The organism is Bifidobacterium ruminantium DSM 6489 (genome assembly GCF_000770925.1).
Classification (GTDB): Bacteria; Actinomycetota; Actinomycetes; order Actinomycetales; family Bifidobacteriaceae; genus Bifidobacterium; species Bifidobacterium ruminantium.
Genome location: NZ_JDTK01000029.1, coordinates 1 through 16,247, shown reverse-complemented (window position 1 = coordinate 16,247; position 16,247 = coordinate 1). Strand labels below are relative to the sequence as shown.

The 16,247-nt window shown below is 59.2% G+C and carries 14 protein-coding genes and 2 pseudogenes; 7 read left to right on the top strand and 9 right to left on the bottom strand.

Going from position 1 to position 16,247, the window contains the following annotated elements:
* Positions 1-109: 109 nt before the first annotated feature.
* The gene (locus tag OU26_RS08820) at positions 110-535 is read right to left on the bottom strand and encodes a DUF3052 domain-containing protein (RefSeq protein ID WP_033499097.1); all 426 of its coding nucleotides are present in this window, start codon (positions 533-535) and stop codon (positions 110-112) included.
* 121 nt (positions 536-656) lie between these two features.
* Complete coding sequence (locus OU26_RS08815) at positions 657-1,553, bottom strand: YlbL family protein (RefSeq protein WP_152571362.1); 897 nt, start codon at positions 1,551-1,553, stop codon at positions 657-659.
* Positions 1,554-1,625: 72 nt separating this feature from the next.
* Here OU26_RS08815 and OU26_RS08810 point away from each other — a divergent pair, with 72 nt between their 5' ends.
* Positions 1,626-3,218, top strand: a complete 1,593-nt coding sequence (locus OU26_RS08810) for a zinc-dependent metalloprotease (protein WP_026647030.1) — start codon at positions 1,626-1,628, stop codon at positions 3,216-3,218.
* On the opposite strand, the gene OU26_RS08805 is transcribed toward OU26_RS08810, so the two are convergent.
* A complete protein-coding gene (locus tag OU26_RS08805) occupies positions 3,201-4,709 on the bottom strand; it encodes an ATP-dependent helicase (RefSeq protein WP_026647029.1) in 1,509 nt (502 codons plus the stop codon). The two genes, OU26_RS08810 and OU26_RS08805, sit on opposite strands and share 18 nt — an antisense overlap.
* 153 nt (positions 4,710-4,862) lie before the next feature.
* Between OU26_RS08805 and OU26_RS08800 the strand changes: the two genes are divergently transcribed.
* Together OU26_RS08800 and OU26_RS08795 are read left to right on the top strand one after the other, a co-directional pair.
* Positions 4,863-6,377 (top strand): phosphotransferase, encoded by a 1,515-nt coding sequence (locus tag OU26_RS08800; protein ID WP_051592993.1) that lies wholly within the window; start codon positions 4,863-4,865, stop codon positions 6,375-6,377.
* Between the two features lie 74 nt (positions 6,378-6,451).
* A complete protein-coding gene (locus OU26_RS08795) occupies positions 6,452-6,676 on the top strand; it encodes a DUF3107 domain-containing protein (protein ID WP_026647027.1) in 225 nt (74 codons plus the stop codon).
* A gap of 116 nt (positions 6,677-6,792) precedes the next feature.
* On the opposite strand, the gene OU26_RS08790 is transcribed toward OU26_RS08795, so the two are convergent.
* Positions 6,793-7,677 carry a PHP domain-containing protein gene (locus OU26_RS08790; RefSeq protein ID WP_026647026.1) on the bottom strand — a complete coding sequence of 295 codons (885 nt, stop codon included), beginning with the start codon at positions 7,675-7,677 and terminating at the stop codon, positions 6,793-6,795.
* Positions 7,678-7,811: 134 nt separating this feature from the next.
* On the opposite strand from OU26_RS08790, the gene OU26_RS08785 reads away from it, so the two are divergent.
* Positions 7,812-8,462, top strand: coding sequence for a vitamin K epoxide reductase family protein (locus OU26_RS08785; RefSeq protein ID WP_033499099.1), 651 nt, complete (start codon positions 7,812-7,814; stop codon positions 8,460-8,462).
* Positions 8,463-8,554: 92 nt separating this feature from the next.
* Here OU26_RS08785 and dapF read toward each other — a convergent pair whose 3' ends face one another.
* On the bottom strand, positions 8,555-9,454 hold the full coding sequence (dapF, locus tag OU26_RS08780; protein ID WP_026647024.1) for a diaminopimelate epimerase: 900 nt from the start codon (positions 9,452-9,454) through the stop codon (positions 8,555-8,557).
* Between the two features lie 96 nt (positions 9,455-9,550).
* Here dapF and murI point away from each other — a divergent pair, with 96 nt between their 5' ends.
* The 3 genes from murI to OU26_RS08765 all read left to right on the top strand — a co-directional run bounded on the left by murI (position 9,551) and on the right by OU26_RS08765 (position 12,234).
* Positions 9,551-10,327, top strand: a complete 777-nt coding sequence (gene murI / locus OU26_RS08775) for a glutamate racemase (RefSeq protein ID WP_026647023.1) — start codon at positions 9,551-9,553, stop codon at positions 10,325-10,327.
* A gap of 74 nt (positions 10,328-10,401) precedes the next feature.
* The gene (locus OU26_RS08770; RefSeq protein ID WP_026647022.1) at positions 10,402-11,250 is read left to right on the top strand and encodes a patatin-like phospholipase family protein; all 849 of its coding nucleotides are present in this window, start codon (positions 10,402-10,404) and stop codon (positions 11,248-11,250) included.
* A gap of 474 nt (positions 11,251-11,724) precedes the next feature.
* A complete protein-coding gene (locus tag OU26_RS08765; RefSeq protein ID WP_026647021.1) occupies positions 11,725-12,234 on the top strand; it encodes a DUF805 domain-containing protein in 510 nt (169 codons plus the stop codon).
* A gap of 84 nt (positions 12,235-12,318) precedes the next feature.
* On the opposite strand, the gene OU26_RS08760 is transcribed toward OU26_RS08765, so the two are convergent.
* From OU26_RS08760 to OU26_RS08745, 4 genes and pseudogenes are all read right to left on the bottom strand, one after another.
* A complete protein-coding gene (locus tag OU26_RS08760) occupies positions 12,319-13,467 on the bottom strand; it encodes a zinc ribbon domain-containing protein (RefSeq protein WP_026647020.1) in 1,149 nt (382 codons plus the stop codon).
* A gap of 68 nt (positions 13,468-13,535) precedes the next feature.
* Positions 13,536-14,213: pseudogene (locus OU26_RS09560) on the bottom strand (TIGR00266 family protein).
* Between the two features lie 905 nt (positions 14,214-15,118).
* Positions 15,119-15,625: pseudogene (locus OU26_RS10570) on the bottom strand (ISL3 family transposase); the annotation flags it as partial.
* 95 nt (positions 15,626-15,720) lie between these two features.
* On the bottom strand, positions 15,721-16,247 hold a 527-nt coding region (locus OU26_RS08745; RefSeq protein ID WP_033499096.1), incomplete at its 5' end, for an IS3 family transposase.

The following is a 16,247-nucleotide window of genomic DNA, read 5'->3' as shown; positions in this document are numbered from 1 at the left end:
CGCAAAGGGTTCGAGTCCCTTATCGCCCACTTTCACCCACATACGAAAAATCCCTCTGGTCGAAGGAACCAGAGGGATTTGGAAACTCACGAATAGAGAATCTAAGATTCTACCTGCCCTTGCCGAACGCACGCAGGCGGACACCATTCCAATCAGCGCTGACGGTCAACGGAGTGGCCGCGTTCATGCCGGCGGTCTTGGCCGCGGACTGCACGGTGCTGGAGCTTGCCGCCCCCGGACGTCCCGGCTTCGGGGTCAGCACCCACAGCGGACCATCATCGCCGAGAACCGCATAGGCGTCCACGATGGTGTCGGACAACTCGTCCTCGTCATCACCGTCACGCCACCAGATGATCACGCCATCAACGGCGGAATCATAGTCCTCGTCGACCAGTTCCTCGCCGGTCAGCTCCTCGATCTTGGCGCGGATCGAGTCATCCACATCATCGTCCCACAACCATTCCTGTACCAGGTCGCCGGCGTGGAAACCGAATTCTTCAGCGTTATCAGATGCCGTTTGATTCACGTTCGCCAATATACCAACACTGCTCGAAATACATGTTACAGACGCTGGAATTGCTCACGTTTCGAGATTCCATGGCGATTTTCGGCAATGTCGAGGCATATCCCCCTGCCGATCGCGGCCAATGAAACGGTCACTTCCCGGCGACGCATTTCGGCAGGGATCCGCCTTTGCCATCGCGGATGGCGACCAATGCTTGGTATGCCTCATCCAAGGTGCCGACTTTCACCACATGTAGACCCTGCGGGACATGTCCGACGACATCGGAGCAGTTGGATTCCGGCGCGAGGAACCATGTGGCTCCGTCACGTTTCGCGCCGATCATCTTCAATCGAATGCCTCCGATGGCGCCGACCTTGCCTTTGGCGTTCATCGTGCCCGTTCCGGCTATGGTCTTCCCTCCCGAGAGTTTCTCCCCGCTTACTTTGTCTATCAAGCCGAGCGTGTACATCATGCCCGCGGACGGTCCGCCGATGTCATCGACATGCATGGTCACCTTCATGCCCGACACATCGTATCCGCGCGATTTGAGGAATTTCCGCGCCGCCGCCGTGGCCGCGTCCTGGGAGGACGCCATCTCCTTGTTGCTTTCCTTCTCGTAATCCTTGGCGCTTTGACCGACCGGGAACACCGCCTCCTGCGGAAGCACCGTGGACTTCGGATTCGCCCATGCCAGCAGAGTCTGCGCGTTGGACACCGGATAGCCCGGCACGCCGGAGGCATTGACCGTGACGAGCAGCAGTTTGCCGGAATCCTTATGCGTCTTCACTCCCGACACTGAAATGACCTGCTTGCCGCCGACCGCGCCCAGCACGTTCTGAGTAGGCCCGGGGCCCTGCACCACATACGCGCTGGGAAGGCAGAGAATCACCACGCAAAGCACGGCCGTGAACAGACCGGCGAGATATCGCCATGGGCGAACATCAAGCCATCGCCCGACACGCCACCACCATCGTTTGAGACGCGGCAGAACGCCTTGGGATTTCCCCGTACGTGTGCTTTTGGCGTGAACTCGCTGTGTTTCCTGCATATCGGCCATGCCTCCCATACTATGGAAGGCAAACGAACTTAACAATCGCTTGGAACAAGGACAGGGGACGGTATGGACGAGAATGCGATCCGCCAGTGGCTTATCGATTGCTTCGGCCCGATTCAGGGCGAAACGGCGTGGAATCAGCTTTCCAATATGCCGGAAGCCGTGCGCGACCAGCTGATGAGCCAGGATCCAAGCACGCTGCCAAAGCCCGAAGAAGTCAAATCCATGATGCAGGCGTTCACCGCTGGCGGGCTCAACACCATGGGCGACATCCAGCATGTCGCCGAGCAGGGGCCGATCAACATCAAACTGGCGAAATCGCTTGCCTTGCAGAAGGCCAATGGCACCGGCTCGGATGCCAATGTCAGCGCGGAGAACGGCGAAATCGCCAGACGTGCCATCAGCGAGGCGAATCTGTGGCTTGACACCGCCTGCGAATTCGATCCGGCACAAGGCGAGACGCAGTTGCTTACCCGCGCGGGCTGGGTGGAAAGCACTCTCGATTCGTGGGCTCAGTTCGTTTCCCCCGTGGCCGAGTCGATGAACGACGCGTTGGCTTCGATTTTGTCGCAGCGTTTCGGCGACGGCGAAATACAACCTGAGATTTCGGGGATTTTCGCAGGCCCGGTCGAGATTCCGATTCCGGACGATATGAAGGATCCCGCCAAGTTGATGCGTTTCGTCGGCAACACGTCGTTCGCCATGCAGCTGGGACGCGCGGCCGGCGACCTGTCACATGAGGTGCGCGGCAGCTTCGATCAGGGCATCGCGCTGTCCAAGAATCCCGCAGGCGGACTCATCGTGCAGAACGTGGTCGAATACGCGAAGTCGCTGGACATCGACGTGAGCGAGGTAATGGGGTATCTCGCACTGCAGGAACTCGCCCATGCGCGTCTGTTCGCCTCCGTGCCGTGGCTAATGCCCCGGTTCGAAGCGTTGCTGGGCAAATACGCGCGTGGCATCGCCATCGACATGGACGCCATGGAGGAGCAGATCCGTGAAGCCGAATCCATCGATCCGGATTCCATGGCCAGCGCGGTGAACATCACCAAGGTGGCGTTCCCGGACACGCCGGAGCAAAAGCAGGCCATGGCCTCGTTGGAGAATCTGCTGGCGCTGGTCGAAGGTTGGGTGGATGCCGTCGTATGGCGCGCAGGCATGGCACACATCCCGCATATCGAACAGCTTCGTGAGATGCTCCGCCGCGAACGCGCCATCGGAGGACCGGCGGAACGCACGTTCGAAAGCCTGGTGGGAATGCAGCTCCGTCCGAAGCGCATGCGCGAGGCGGCCGCGTTATGGGAAAGTATCGGAGCGAAGGAAGGTTCCGAGGCTCGCGACGCGAAGTGGTCGCACCCCGATTTGCTGCCACAGCTGCCGGACGAGCAATCGCAAGACAATGCCGACGGCGCGACCGAGGCAGCCAACGCAACGGACGCCGCCACCGATTCCAACAAGCAGGATGCCGCCGCATCACAGGAGGTTCTCGACTCCATCGATTGGGATGCCGAGCTGACCAAACTGCTTGACGAGGAAGAGCACAAGCACGACGTTTCGTCGGACGCCGATGGTTCCGACGAAACGGACGGCGAATCCGGTACCGACGGCGACGAAACGGACAGCGGTTCCGACGGCCCGCAGTCACCGGAAGAATCGTGATTCCCTGCGCCCGCGTTCGCCTGCGTCACCTTCGCGGGTACGCGCATAGGACACATCGAGCGTGTCTTCGGCACGCGTGACCGCCACATACATGAGCCGGCGTTCCTCCTCCAAAAGTTCGCCGGCGGGCGGCGAGCCGTACGGCATTAGCCCCTCTGAGCATCCGATCAGGAACACATGCTTGAATTCCAAGCCTTTGGAGGCATGGATGGTGGAAATGGTCACGCCGCTCAGATCGGCGCCCACGCCGAGCGCCTCCAACATGGCCAAACGGTTCTGGTTGTCGTCCGCAATCGCGGAATTCTGCCATCCACTGTCCCTTTTGATGCGGTATCGCAGATGCTGTTCGGTCAACGCCCGGCAGAAGATCCTCTGCTGCGCGTTGACTCGGGTGAGGATGGCGCAATCGCCAGCGGAGACTCCGTTGTCCACGAGCCTGCGGATGCGCGCGGCCACGCCTTGTGCCTCCTCGATGTCGCTGTTATAGACGGTTTCGGAGACGCGTCGGCCTTCCTCCCGTCCGGAACTCAGTTTGAGATAGTCCGTGCGCTGCGGCGATGCGGCAAGCATGCGGTTGGCGTAGTTCACGATCTGGGGTGTGGAACGGTAATCGGTGTTGAGCCTAACGTCCGCGGCAAGCGGCCCGAATTCGGATGCGAAGTTGAGCAGGCTGTAGCTGCTCGCCCCCGCGAACGAGTAGATGGTCTGGGCCGGATCCCCCACCACGCAGATGTTGCGGTTGATGCCGAGCCAGCGGGTGAGCAGGCGGTGCTGCAGCGGCGAGACGTCCTGATACTCGTCAACGGTGATCCATTTGATGCCGGAACGTATGTTTTCCGCCACTTCCGCGTCGCTGTCGATGAGGTGGCAGGCTATCAGCAGGATGTCGTCGAAGTCGATTTCGTTGCGATTGGTTTTCTCGGCTTCATACGCCTTGTATACGTCCACGAATTGGTCCGGCTCCAGTCCCGCCGGCGACTGGCGATGCGTGGCCGCGCAGACGCGTTCGTAATCCTCCGGGGCGATGAGCGAAATCTTGCACCAGTTGATTTCCGCCTGCAGGTCGCGCACAGTGTTGTCATCGACCTGGTAGGTGGTGACGCGTTTCAGGGAGCGTTCCACAAGTTCGAGGGGGTTCCGGGATATGAATGGCATGGGTCCCCCGCACACGTCCGGCCAGACCTGGCGGAGCTGGTGCAGCGCCGCGGCGTGGAAGGTCGAGGCTTTGACATCGGCCGCGACGTCGAGCTTCGACAGTCGGCTGCGCATTTCCGCAGCGGCCTTGACGGAGAAGGTTACGGCGAGGGTTCTGCGTGGATCCCAGGCTTTGGTGGCGCACGCGTAGGCGATTCGACGGGTGATGGTCCGGGTTTTGCCCGCTCCTGCACCTGCGATGATGCGGACGGGTCCCCGCACCGTACTGGCGGCCGTGCGCTGCGCATCGTCCAATCCGTCGAGAAGCTCTTGCGTTGTTGCACTCATGTGTTCCATTGTGGCAGATTGGCCGACGGGCGTGCCGTGTTCGCTTTCCGCCCACGTTTTTGCCCGCCGAATGGGATGGTCAGGCGATAAAAGCCGGAAAAGAGCGCGGTTTTACCGCCCGCTTGTATTAATGTTGGGTTTGTGACCGAACGAAGCAAATTTATGATGGCCGCCTTGGCGAGCGCGGCGATGCCGAATGCCGTCATCGCGGGCGCGCGTGCCAGCGAACAGAACAATGCCACCGATGAGGGATATGGCATCGATCATGCCGTGGTGCAGGATTCCGTGGGCAGGCTGTATGACACGCTCGCTTCGAACACTCCGGAGGGACGCAGACGTCTTGCCGGACGGGTGCGTGCCGCGCAGACGTTGGCGCAGGCCCGTGAACTGGGTGGACTCGGTTTCGATGTCGATCGGGTGCTTGCTTTTTCCAATGGTGAGCAGAAAAGGTCCGCCACGGGTGACGTTTCCGTGATGGTAGCCGTCCATCATCCCGGCCAGGCCCGTAGTCTGAGCTTGCTGACGTTGGATGATTGCGTCAGCGTGGGCACCGCGTTGGGCGCGATTCACCGTCTTCGTCCGGATTTTCTGCAGGAGGCGGGCTATCCGGTGTTCACCACGGGGCAGATTCGCGCGCAGCTGACCGCTTGGATCAAGAGGCTGCGTCAGGCGGGCCATGTTCCGCAGGAGATCACGACGAGCTGGTCGGACATTCTGGAGACCGACGGCTTGTGGTCGTTCACCACTTGTCCCGTGCATGGAGGTCTGTCCGACGGCGATGTGCTGTTCTCCGATTCGTCGATCACCGCCATCACGAATTGGCAGGATATGCAGGTCAATGATCCTGCACGTGATCTGGCTTGGATTTTCGCCCGTTTGGACGAGAATCATCGCAACGCGCTGTTGAGCGCCTATGGACGCATGCTCGGCAATCGTCTGGATGACCTGATCATGCTTCGTGCCAATCTGTGGCTGCAGATGGAGCAGGTGGGCGATTTCATCAACGCGCTGAACAAGGCCGACAGCGTCAAGATCATGCAGTTCAAGGCGCAGGTGGAGCGTCTGGCTCATCAGCTGGGTATGCTCACCGCCAAAACGCACAAGTCGAGCGAAACACGGCAGGATGGTCAGCAGAATCGCAGTCGCACTCCGAGCACCATTACCGTCGGCACGCTGCTGGACGAATCCGAGCGTCGCCGCCGAGAGGCCGCGGAACGCAATGGCGCGGATGACACGAACGACGCCACGGGCGAGCGTCATATCGACGCCGTCGACATGGACGATGACAGGACCGGCGATTTTGATGTCACCGATTCGCATCCGGTGCGCAAAACCGAGCCGAACGTCGAGGACGCCACGGAAGCGTTCAATCCTGTCGGAAATGACGATACCGCCGAACGCGGGAACACCACCAAGGAGGGATCGTCCATCAGCACGTTCATCCCGGAGCAGTCCGCAAGGCAACGGCATGAATCACAACCGTCCAGCTCGACCATCGTGATCAGCAAACTGGAGACCGCCGCCGGCAACGACGACACGAACGAAGAGACGATTCCTCAAGCTCACAGCGAAGCCGCGACCATGCTCATCCCACTGCTCGAACGCGACGAAGCCACCATGCAAAAGGCCAAAGCGCAGGTCGACCAGCAGCAGGCATCCGCCCAACGCCAATCCTGAAGACACCGTCGAAGGAAAACCGCGCGTAGAATAAGCGCATACATCGCAAACGAACACTTTTCACAAGGAGTATCATGAATATCGAACTGGGCATCCAGAACGTGGCACGCACCGTCACCTTCAGCACCAAGCAGAGCGCCGATGAGGTGAACGCCACCATCACCGACGCCGTGGAGAATGGCAAGACCATCAATCTGACCGACGACAAGGGCCGCCGCATCGTGGTGCCGTCCGGTTCGCTCGGCTATGCCATCATCGGCTCCGAAACCAAGCATGCCGTCGGTTTCGGCAATCTCTGATTCATTGAGATTCGTTCGAATCATATTTCAGACAAAACGGAAAACGCCGGACCTGATGGTTTGGCGTTTTTCATATTCGTTCATATTCGGAAGAGCGCCGGCGCATGACGCGACGTTCAAAAGCGGCTGCCCGAATCCACGCCCCTGCGCATGATCTCACGCACGGTGTCGTCGTCGGTAAGGTTCTCCCCCAGCGCATTGGGCTTGCCTTTGCCATGCCAATCCGAACCGCCGGTCACCAGCAGGTCATGCCGGGACGCGATCGCAAGCAATCGTTCCCGCTGTTCCGGAGGATTGCCACGATGCCATACCTCCAGACCGTCCAACCCATCATCGATCAGGGCGTTAAGCTGCGCGTCGGACAGCAGTCTGCGGTTGCGCCGCGGATCGCCCGCATGCGCAACGACCACCACGCCGCCCGCGTCCTTGACCGCGGCGATGACCTCATGCGTCGATGGCGATGGTGTGGGAATGTAGTATTTCGATGCCGCACTCACCGCGTCGGCGAAGGCATCGGAACGCGTCCGATACACGCCCGCAGCGACCAGCGCGTCGGCGATGTGCGGCCGTCCGATTGTGGTCCGTTCCCCTTCCTTCACTTGGGCGAGCACATCGCCCCATGTGATCGGATAATCCTCTGTGAGCCGCTCCACCATGCGTTTCGTGCGACGCAGACGTGCGGCGCGCGTGCCTGCGAACATGTCGGAGATCCGGGTGTTGGCCGGATCGTATCGGAAAGCGAGCATGTGCACGGACACGTCGTCGTCGACAGCGGTGATCTCCGTGCCGAGCAGCAGCGGCAATCCGGCTTTTCGGGCGGCCGCACGAGCTTCCCGCCATCCGGCGGTGGTGTCATGATCGGCGATGGCCACACCGTGCAGACCGAGCAGCCGAGCCTGTTCGACCAGCGTGCCGGGCGTTTCCGTCCCGTCGGAGAAGACGGTATGGCAATGGATGTCCCAACCTTGCGCGGGCGGCGCGGCGTACCTCACGTGACTCATACGACTATCGTAAGCTCCCATCCGCAATTTTTCGCGTAGACTGTGACATGACAACGTTTGTATTTTCGATTTTCCAAGGATTGACGATGGGCAATTTTGAAGGCAATGCCGCCGAGAACGAAACCGACGCCGCGATGACAGGCGTGGACGTCGTCGCGGCCGACGATGATTTCACGAAACCGCGCGGCTGGCGTCACGAAGCCACATGGACGTATCTGATCATGCTAATCGCTTCGACGGTGGCATTGTTCGTATCGTTCATCCTGGCCGCCGACACGTTGAAACTGGCCCGCAACCCCGGGCAGAAGCTCAACTGCGATGTGAACGCCGTGCTGTCCTGCTCCACGGTGGCCGAATCATGGCAGGCGGAGATCGTGAAGTTCGCCGGGCTGAGTTTCCCGAACGCGTTCTTCGGCATCGCCGCCGAATCGGTGTTCGTGACAATCGCAGTGATCGGTCTGGCCAAGGTGGCCGTGCCGCGCTGGTTCGCCACCTGCACGTGGCTGGGCGGACTTGCGGCATTGGCCTATTCGTATTGGCTGACCACGCAGTCGCTGTTCGTCATCAACGCGTTGTGCCCATGGTGCCTGGCGCTCATGTTCTCCACCACCGTGCAGTTCATGTCGCTTTCGCACGCCACGGTGACGGTGCAGGATCTGCCGGCGAAGAACACGGGACTTCGCAAGTATTATCGGCTGAATTTCGATCTGATGGTCGACGCGGTGTGGATTGTGGCGCTGATCGTGGTCATCCTCGTCAAGGATGGACCGATGCTATTCGCCTGACATCGGATGACGCCGAATATTTCACACATAAAGAAGGCCGGCCCTGCGGGGTCGGCCTTCCTCGTTGTTGTTGTCGACCTATGGTCGCGCGGCTACAGCAATTCGATTTTACCCACGATGGTGGCGCTGCCGGTGAGTCTCACATCCGTGTCGGTCACGTCGACGCGCAGGGTGCCGCCGCGCACGGTGATCGTCCAATGGTCGATGCCGGTTTTGGCACGCAACGTGACGGCGGTGGCACACAATCCCGTGCCGCACGACAGGGTCTCGCCGCAGCCGCGTTCGTTCACGCGCATGGTGGCTTCGCCTGCATCGTCGCCCTCGCTCTGCTCGTCGATGCGCACGAATTCGACGTTCTGATCCGTCGGGATCTCCGGGGAGACCACCGGTTTGACGGTCAGATCGAGATCCTCGACGTTCGGAAGGCTGGCGAACGCGTCCTCAAGAACGGCCACGACATGCGGGTTGCCCATATCCACGAACGTGCCACGGGCAGAACCCGCCGTACCCGGAATCGTCACTTCGTAACCGTCGACGTCGCCGTGCTTCCATGCGCCCATCTCCACCTGGAACACGTCCTTGCCAAGCCCTGGCACATCGCCGAGCGAGGTCAGGACCTTCACGCCGGCGCGGGTGCCGAGGCGGAACGGTTCTCCGCCCGGCTGGTCGGCGATGCCCTGCCTCTGCGCGAACAAAGTGATCGCGCGGGTGCCGTTGCCGCACATCTCGGCCAACGACCCGTCGGCGTTGCGGTAATCCATGAACCAGTCCGCATCGCCGGCCGCGCAATCGGCAAGCTGGGCGTCGTTCAGATCGGACACCGCCCGCGGATGCGCGAGACGGATCAGACCGTCGCCGCCGATGCCGAAATGACGGTCGCACAAAAACCGCACCTCATCGGCGGTAGGCTCGTACACGCCATCGGCGTCGAGATACACCACGAAATCGTTGCCCGTGGCGTGCGCTTTGTAAACAATGCTCGGAATGCTCATACCGATTCACTCTACACGCGGTAGGCTATTGAAGTGTTTGGCTCGATGCGCGCATGGCATTTCCGCGCACGGAACAGGCGGAGCAAGGGAGGACGTATGGCTTCAACGGCACCGATCGGCGTTTTCGATTCCGGCTTGGGAGGAATCTCCGTGGCACGTGAGATCCGCCGCGATATGCCGAACGAGCGCGTGCTGTACTTCGGCGATTCCGCGAACGCGCCGTACGGCACGAAATCGCCCGAACAGGTGCGCGAGCTGTCCGACGCCATTGTGAAACGCTTCGTGGAGCAGGGTGTGAAGGCGGTCGTCATCGCCTGTAATACCGCCACTTCTGCCGCGGCCAACGAATTGCGCGACAGATACGACATTCCGATTATCGGCATGGAACCTGCGCTGAAGGTGGCATGCGACCGCGGTCATGGCAATCGTCAGCGTGTCATCGTCGCCGCCACTCCCCTGACGTTGCGGGAACGCAAGTTCGCGGTGCTGATGAATCGTTTCAAAGCCGACCATACGATTTTCCCGGAGCCTTGCCCCGGCTTGGTGGAGATCGTGGAACACGGCCAGCTCGACGATCACGACGTGGTGATGCGTACGCTGCACCAGTATTTCGACCAGTACGACCTATCCACGATTGACGCGGTTGTGCTCGGCTGCACGCATTTCGTATTTTATCGCGACTATTTCCGCGAACTGTTGCCTGATACAGCGGAGATTATCGACGGCAACGAGGGTACCGTACGTCACCTTGGCGTGGTACTCGAATCGCTTGGCAAGCTCGCTCCGGAAGACACGGAAGGTGATATTAAACTAGCCAATTCCGACACTTCTGTACGAATCGCGCAGTTGGCACAGTCACTACTTAATCGCTGAACGCGAATGTCCCGACAAGGCGCGTAAAGTCAGGGGAAACCCGAAAAAGGGACGACGCGAAAGGACAGGTGCGTATGGCCAACAGAACAGCGATGATCGACGTCGGTGGCGGTTTCCGCGCGATCTACGGCGCGGGCGTGATGGACCGCATGATGGAAGACCACGTGCACGTCGATCATTGCTACGGCGTCTCCGCCGGCAGCGCCAATATGGTTTCTTATATCTCCGGCCAGCACGGCCGCAGCCACACGTTCTACACACAGTACGCATTCCGCAAGCAATATGCCAGTTTCGACAGCTACATCAAAAACCACAATTACGCCAATCTCGATTATGTGTACGGCACGCTGAGCAACCACGACGGCGAGAATCCGGTGGATTATGAGGCATTCGAGAAAAATCCGACCGGCTTCACCGTGGTGGCGTGCAATGCGGATGACGGTTCCACGAAATATTTCGACAAGTCGGATGTGAGTTATGACAATTTCGACATTATGAAGGCGTCCTCTGCGGTGCCGGTCGCGTGCGAACCATATGTGATCGACGGCGTGCCCTATTACGATGGTGGTATTGCGGATCCAATTCCGGTACAGAAGGCGATTGACGACGGCTACGACCGCATCGTGGTAATTCTCACCCGTCCGAAAGACACCGTACGCCAGCAGAAGAAGGATGTTGGTCCGGCCACGATTCTGAAGCGCATGCATCCTCAGGCTGCGGAAAAGCTGATGAACCGTTACCAGACGTACAACGACGAAGTGGCGCTGGCCAAGGAATACGAGCAGGATGGCCGCGTGCTCATCCTCGCGCCGGAAAGCATGTACGGCTTGGACACACTGAGTAAGTCATTCGAAGGTTTGGAACGCATGTACAGAGCCGGCTATGCGGCCGCGGAGGCGATTCCGGCGTTCTTGGAGAGTTGAGCGGCGCTTTTCGTTGGGTTCCACGGCTCCCGGCGGATCCACGGATCCGATGGGAGCATTCCACGTTGTGAGACACCGTTGTGGATATACACTGGTGATATATCGCCGATTGCGCCATCGGCGAATCGCCGCATGCTACGATGGCCAAACCAATGTCGGCGGATATGCAGCACTGCATTCACTCAGAGAAAGTCTCGGCGAATGAGCGACTACCACAACCACCCCGTTCCAGAAAATCCAACGTCAGGAGACACGGCTCCCGGCAATCCAGAAGATTCATCGGCGAATCCGCGAATCGCATATGCACAGCTCCCATACGGGACTGCCCGCACGCAGCAGCCCATGTACGCGGCACGTCCCGTCGGTCGCCAGCCCGTCGGAATGCCCATGCAACCACCACCCCAGCAACGGCAGCGGAGGGAATCGCGGTTCTCCTATAAAACCGGCGTCCCACCGAGACGGAACGGCAAATGGATGCCCGACCAACAATGCGGTTTCGGCAACGCCATCAAACGGTTCTTCGACGGCTACGCGGAATTCAAAGGACGTTCCAGCAGGCGCGAATTCTGGCTGACCATGCTTCCCATCGCGCCGATAACCGTTCTCCCGTTTTTCTTCCCGCCTTTCGGAACGCTCATAGGGCTGCTCTGGTCATTGTTTATCGCGATACCGTTCCTGGCCGTTTCCACACGAAGGCTGCATGACGCCAATCGCAGCGGATGGTGGCTTCTTCTGGGGCATTCCGGCAATATCATCGCTGTCGCGATTCTGTCCTTCATCGCCGTTGGCATGGTATTCATCGGCATTGGCGCAATCATGATAATCCCGAATGAGATGAAGCTCGACTTCCATAATCCGAATACATTCGCAGGACAGCTGCTCATTCTGCTATATGCCAGTTTCGGCTTTTCAGGCGTCTCGCTGATCATCCAGGCATGTCTGTACTCGTTGCCGAGCAAGCCCGAGGGCGCGCGTTTCGACTGACGTTTTGACTGACATTCCAGTTACATTCCCGTTGCATTCCAGTCAAAGAGGTAACTGCCGCGGCGCCCGCTACCACGGAATCCGTCAGAGCGATTTCAACGTGGGAGCCACGGCCTCCACAACTTTGTTGCCACGATCCGAGGATGATGACGGATACGTGATCTCCACGGCTCGGATGATGTCGTCGTCCACAAGCTCCCGAAGATAGGTGATAGTTCCGTCCTCCTGCCAAGTGGCCACGAAACTGCTGTCGCCCAACGCATGGTAGGTGACGTCATGATCCGACAGATATTGCCGCATCGCACTTTCAGGAGTGCCGCCATCGAGATTGCCGGAACCCCATACGGTGATGGTGATGTCGTCATCGTCGTCGCTGGAGAACTGACGCCCGTCGCCATTGTCGGATTCGCTGGACCATACGAAGTCCGACGGAGCCTGGATGGAGTATGAATACCTCGCATTGACGTATTCACTGGTTTCGATGGTTGAATTCTGCGATTGCTTCTTGGTTTTCTCCTCGGATTTCTTTGCGGCCTTGGCTTTGGCGGCTTTGTCAGCCTTGTCCTTGGCGGTCTGCTTGTCGATGCTCGCCTGCACCAGCTTCGACGCCTTGTTCACGGATCTGAGCCACGCTTTCTGCGATGTCAGATCCTTGCGGGCCTGCTCTCCGACAACGCGCAACCGAGCCGTGCCATCGGACGCGTCGCAGACATAGTCATCGGCTGCGATCGGCTTCTGCGACCCGAGGGCATTGGCAAGATCCGCAAGCAGCGATGCATCGTCCAGCTTCTCCTCACTGGTTTTGGAAAGTTTTTCAGCGGTTTCATACTCCGATTTCGCCTTGCTCTCCGAAGCTTTGACGCTGCTGACCGCGCTTTGGCAGGCGGCCAGCTGGCTACCGCGCTGACGGTTGCTCCATATCATCCATCCACACACCGCCGAAACCACAATCAAAACCACAACCAATGCCGCGATCACCGTGATCGTTTTCTTCGAAATCCCACGTCGATGAGGCTCATCCGGCGGAAAATCCTGAGCCATTTGCGACAGATCGATCGGCCGGCCATCCTGGTCGAGATAACCTTGCGGAGTGGTCAGAACCGGAATCGGAACCGTCTGCATGTCCTGCGGCGATCCGGCATCGGGTGCCGTCAACGGCGCTCCGCAATTGGCGCAGAAATCGCCGCCGTTGTTCGCAGTGCCGCAATGCGGGCAAAAATCGTATCGTGCCATCGTTTCCCTCTTCTTCGGACGCTCTCTTCATTATCGCAGGACGGTCACGACGAAGCCCGCTCATCGCATCAGTCGCTGCGGGTGGGGATGTACGGCAGGATGGCCGCCGCGACGCCGCTGACAGGCATGGTCTGAAGCCAAATCCGTCCAGGTCCCGTCAGCACGGTGTTGAACAGTCCTTCGCCGCCGAACAGTTTGTTCTTCAATCCTGGAACCTGACGGATCTCCATCTGCACGCTAGAGGTGAATCCTGCGATATTGCCGGTGTCCACCACCAATTGCTGGCCGGGCTGGAGATCATAAGTGACTACATCACCGTCGATTTCCGCGAAAGCGATGCCGCAGCCGCTCAGCCGCTGCATGATGAATCCTTCGCCGCCGAACAGGCCCGTGCTGAATCTTTTGCTGAAATGGATCGACAGTTGGACGCCCACTTCCGAGGCGAGGAACGCGCTTTTCTGCAGAATCAGATCCTGACCGGGCTGGATGTTCATGGCGAGGATCTGGCCGGGAAAGCTCGAGCCGAACGTGATGGAGCCTTCTCCACGGGCGGTGTAGATGTTCTAGAACAGGTTCTCACCGGAGAACGCTTTGGAGAACATGCCTCCGATTCCACCGGCCCTAGTCTCCATCTGCATGTTCGGCGTCATCCACACCATGGATCCGCCTTCGGTGATCATCTGTTCACCATTGGCGAGTCCGCATGTGACGACGGGGAATGTTCCACCGCTGATCTCGTATCTCATAGTGCTCTCCTTGCTCCTTCTTGTGGCGTGTTTGCCGTGGTGTGTCTATTGTGACACGTCTGTTGTGACGCGTCCGCGCCGGGATATACCCGATGTATGCGACACGCTTCGGCGCGTCCGTTGCCGAACGCTGCCGGAGCATTGCTGGAATATTACCGGACGTTGCTGGACGGCTATGTCAATGGTTTGTTCATATTAGCGGGCAAAATCAAACATATTACATATTAGCCGTGCGCGAGTGAAAGCAACGTTGACAGCGGAAGATTGCGTCTCGGCATTCTGACAGGTGCGCTTCGATTCGGATACGCCCAGAGACAGGTACTTGGGGACTTTTGCACCTCCTGGCGCTGTTAGACTGTTCGATGAAATGGTCAAGGAGGAGGCGACGCGATGACGGGACTCCAAGCGTTCTACGACGGCGACTTCGACCAGTGGATGGAAGAGGCCGGATCGGCGACGAAGGAACATATCGACGACTGATTTGGCGCGTATTCGGCGACGTTCCACGAATCGTTCTTCATCCTCGACGGGCCAAGCATCAGCGTCAGTGACGAGGAAGTGTACCGCTGGCTCAACTGGTGCGTCTTCTATGGCAGGCCGAGGGATGAGTATCCGGATGCCGAAAAGGACTGAGGGCATACGACTGCTACTGTCAAGGCCATAGCGCTATGCAATGGCCTTTTCCATACCCATAAAACCGTGAAAGTCCACATCCAAATTCCCCGATGGAATACGAGCCGAAAGTCTCGGAAAAATGTGGACTTTCACAGCAATTATCATTTCAGATGCCATCTGCGGATTTTTCTATCGACAGTACTGAACGCTTGAATTTTCCGTGCGACGCCTTCAACGTCAAGGTCATTGGAAATAGTGGCCTTTCGCTGTTTGGTGTGGATACAGGCTGGTCACGCGGTGACGGTTTTGAGGTCGAGTTTGCCGCAGGCCAAGTAGATCATGGTGCTGAAATAGTCCATGTTCCTGAAACCACGGGCGCGGGTCTTCACGTTCTGGATGACGCTGTTCAGGCCTTCGAGGATCGCGTTCGTGTACGGGTGGTCGAAGTGGGCGAGGATGTCCCGCCAGTGCCGGCGCAATTGCCTGGCGAAGGCCTTCATGGGTTCCAGCCGAGAATGCATCATCCACGAGCACAACGACCTGAACCCGGCCTCCGCCTCCACGCGGCTGGCGCTGCCGGCATAGATGTCCTGCAGGCATTCGCGCATTCCGCACGCCCTGGCGGTCTTCAACCGCTGTTTCGCCAGGTTCCGCTTGACCTCCAGCTGCGGATCCGTCAGGCTTGCCTCGTTCCTGAGCCACACGTACTTCGTGTTCCTCAATACCGGCCTGTCCCTCGCCTCGGCCTTGCGGACCTTGTCGACGGCCTCGTTGGCGTGCTTGACGACATGGTGTCTTTCGTCAAATAAATCTGCGTGTCGTCACCAGTCAATCTGAACACCGGGGGCTGGTGACATTTTGTTGGACTCGTCATTGATTCCATCACCACCGATCATGCCACAAGACCGAGCCTGCGTCGACGCTCCATGATGCTCATGCCGAACTCCGTCTTGATCCTCTTGTCCCGATACCAGACCATGTAGTCGTCCAGCATGTCGATGAACCCGTCCATCGAAACGCCCGCGAAGCTCCGCTTATGGAAGAACTCCTGCCTGGGACGGCCGAAGAACCCCTCCGCGGCCGCGTTGTCCGGAGAACAGCCTTTCGCGCTCATCGAACGCGTCAGACCATGCTCCTTGCAGATGCGGATCCACTCGGGCCACCGGTAGTGGCAGACACGGTCGGAATGGATGATTGGTTTCTCCCCGTCCCTGAGCGTGGAGCACGCGTCGGCGAGCATGCCGTTGGCCAATGCCGCGTTCGGGCTGGTGCCGATCGTCCACGCGACGGGAAGCCCGTCGTAGCAGTCGATCACGGGCGACAGATAGGCCTTGCCTGCGGGGATCGAGAACTCGGTCAGGTCCGTGACCCACAGCATGTTCGGACGCTCGGCGTGGAAGTCGCGGTTCACCAGGTTCT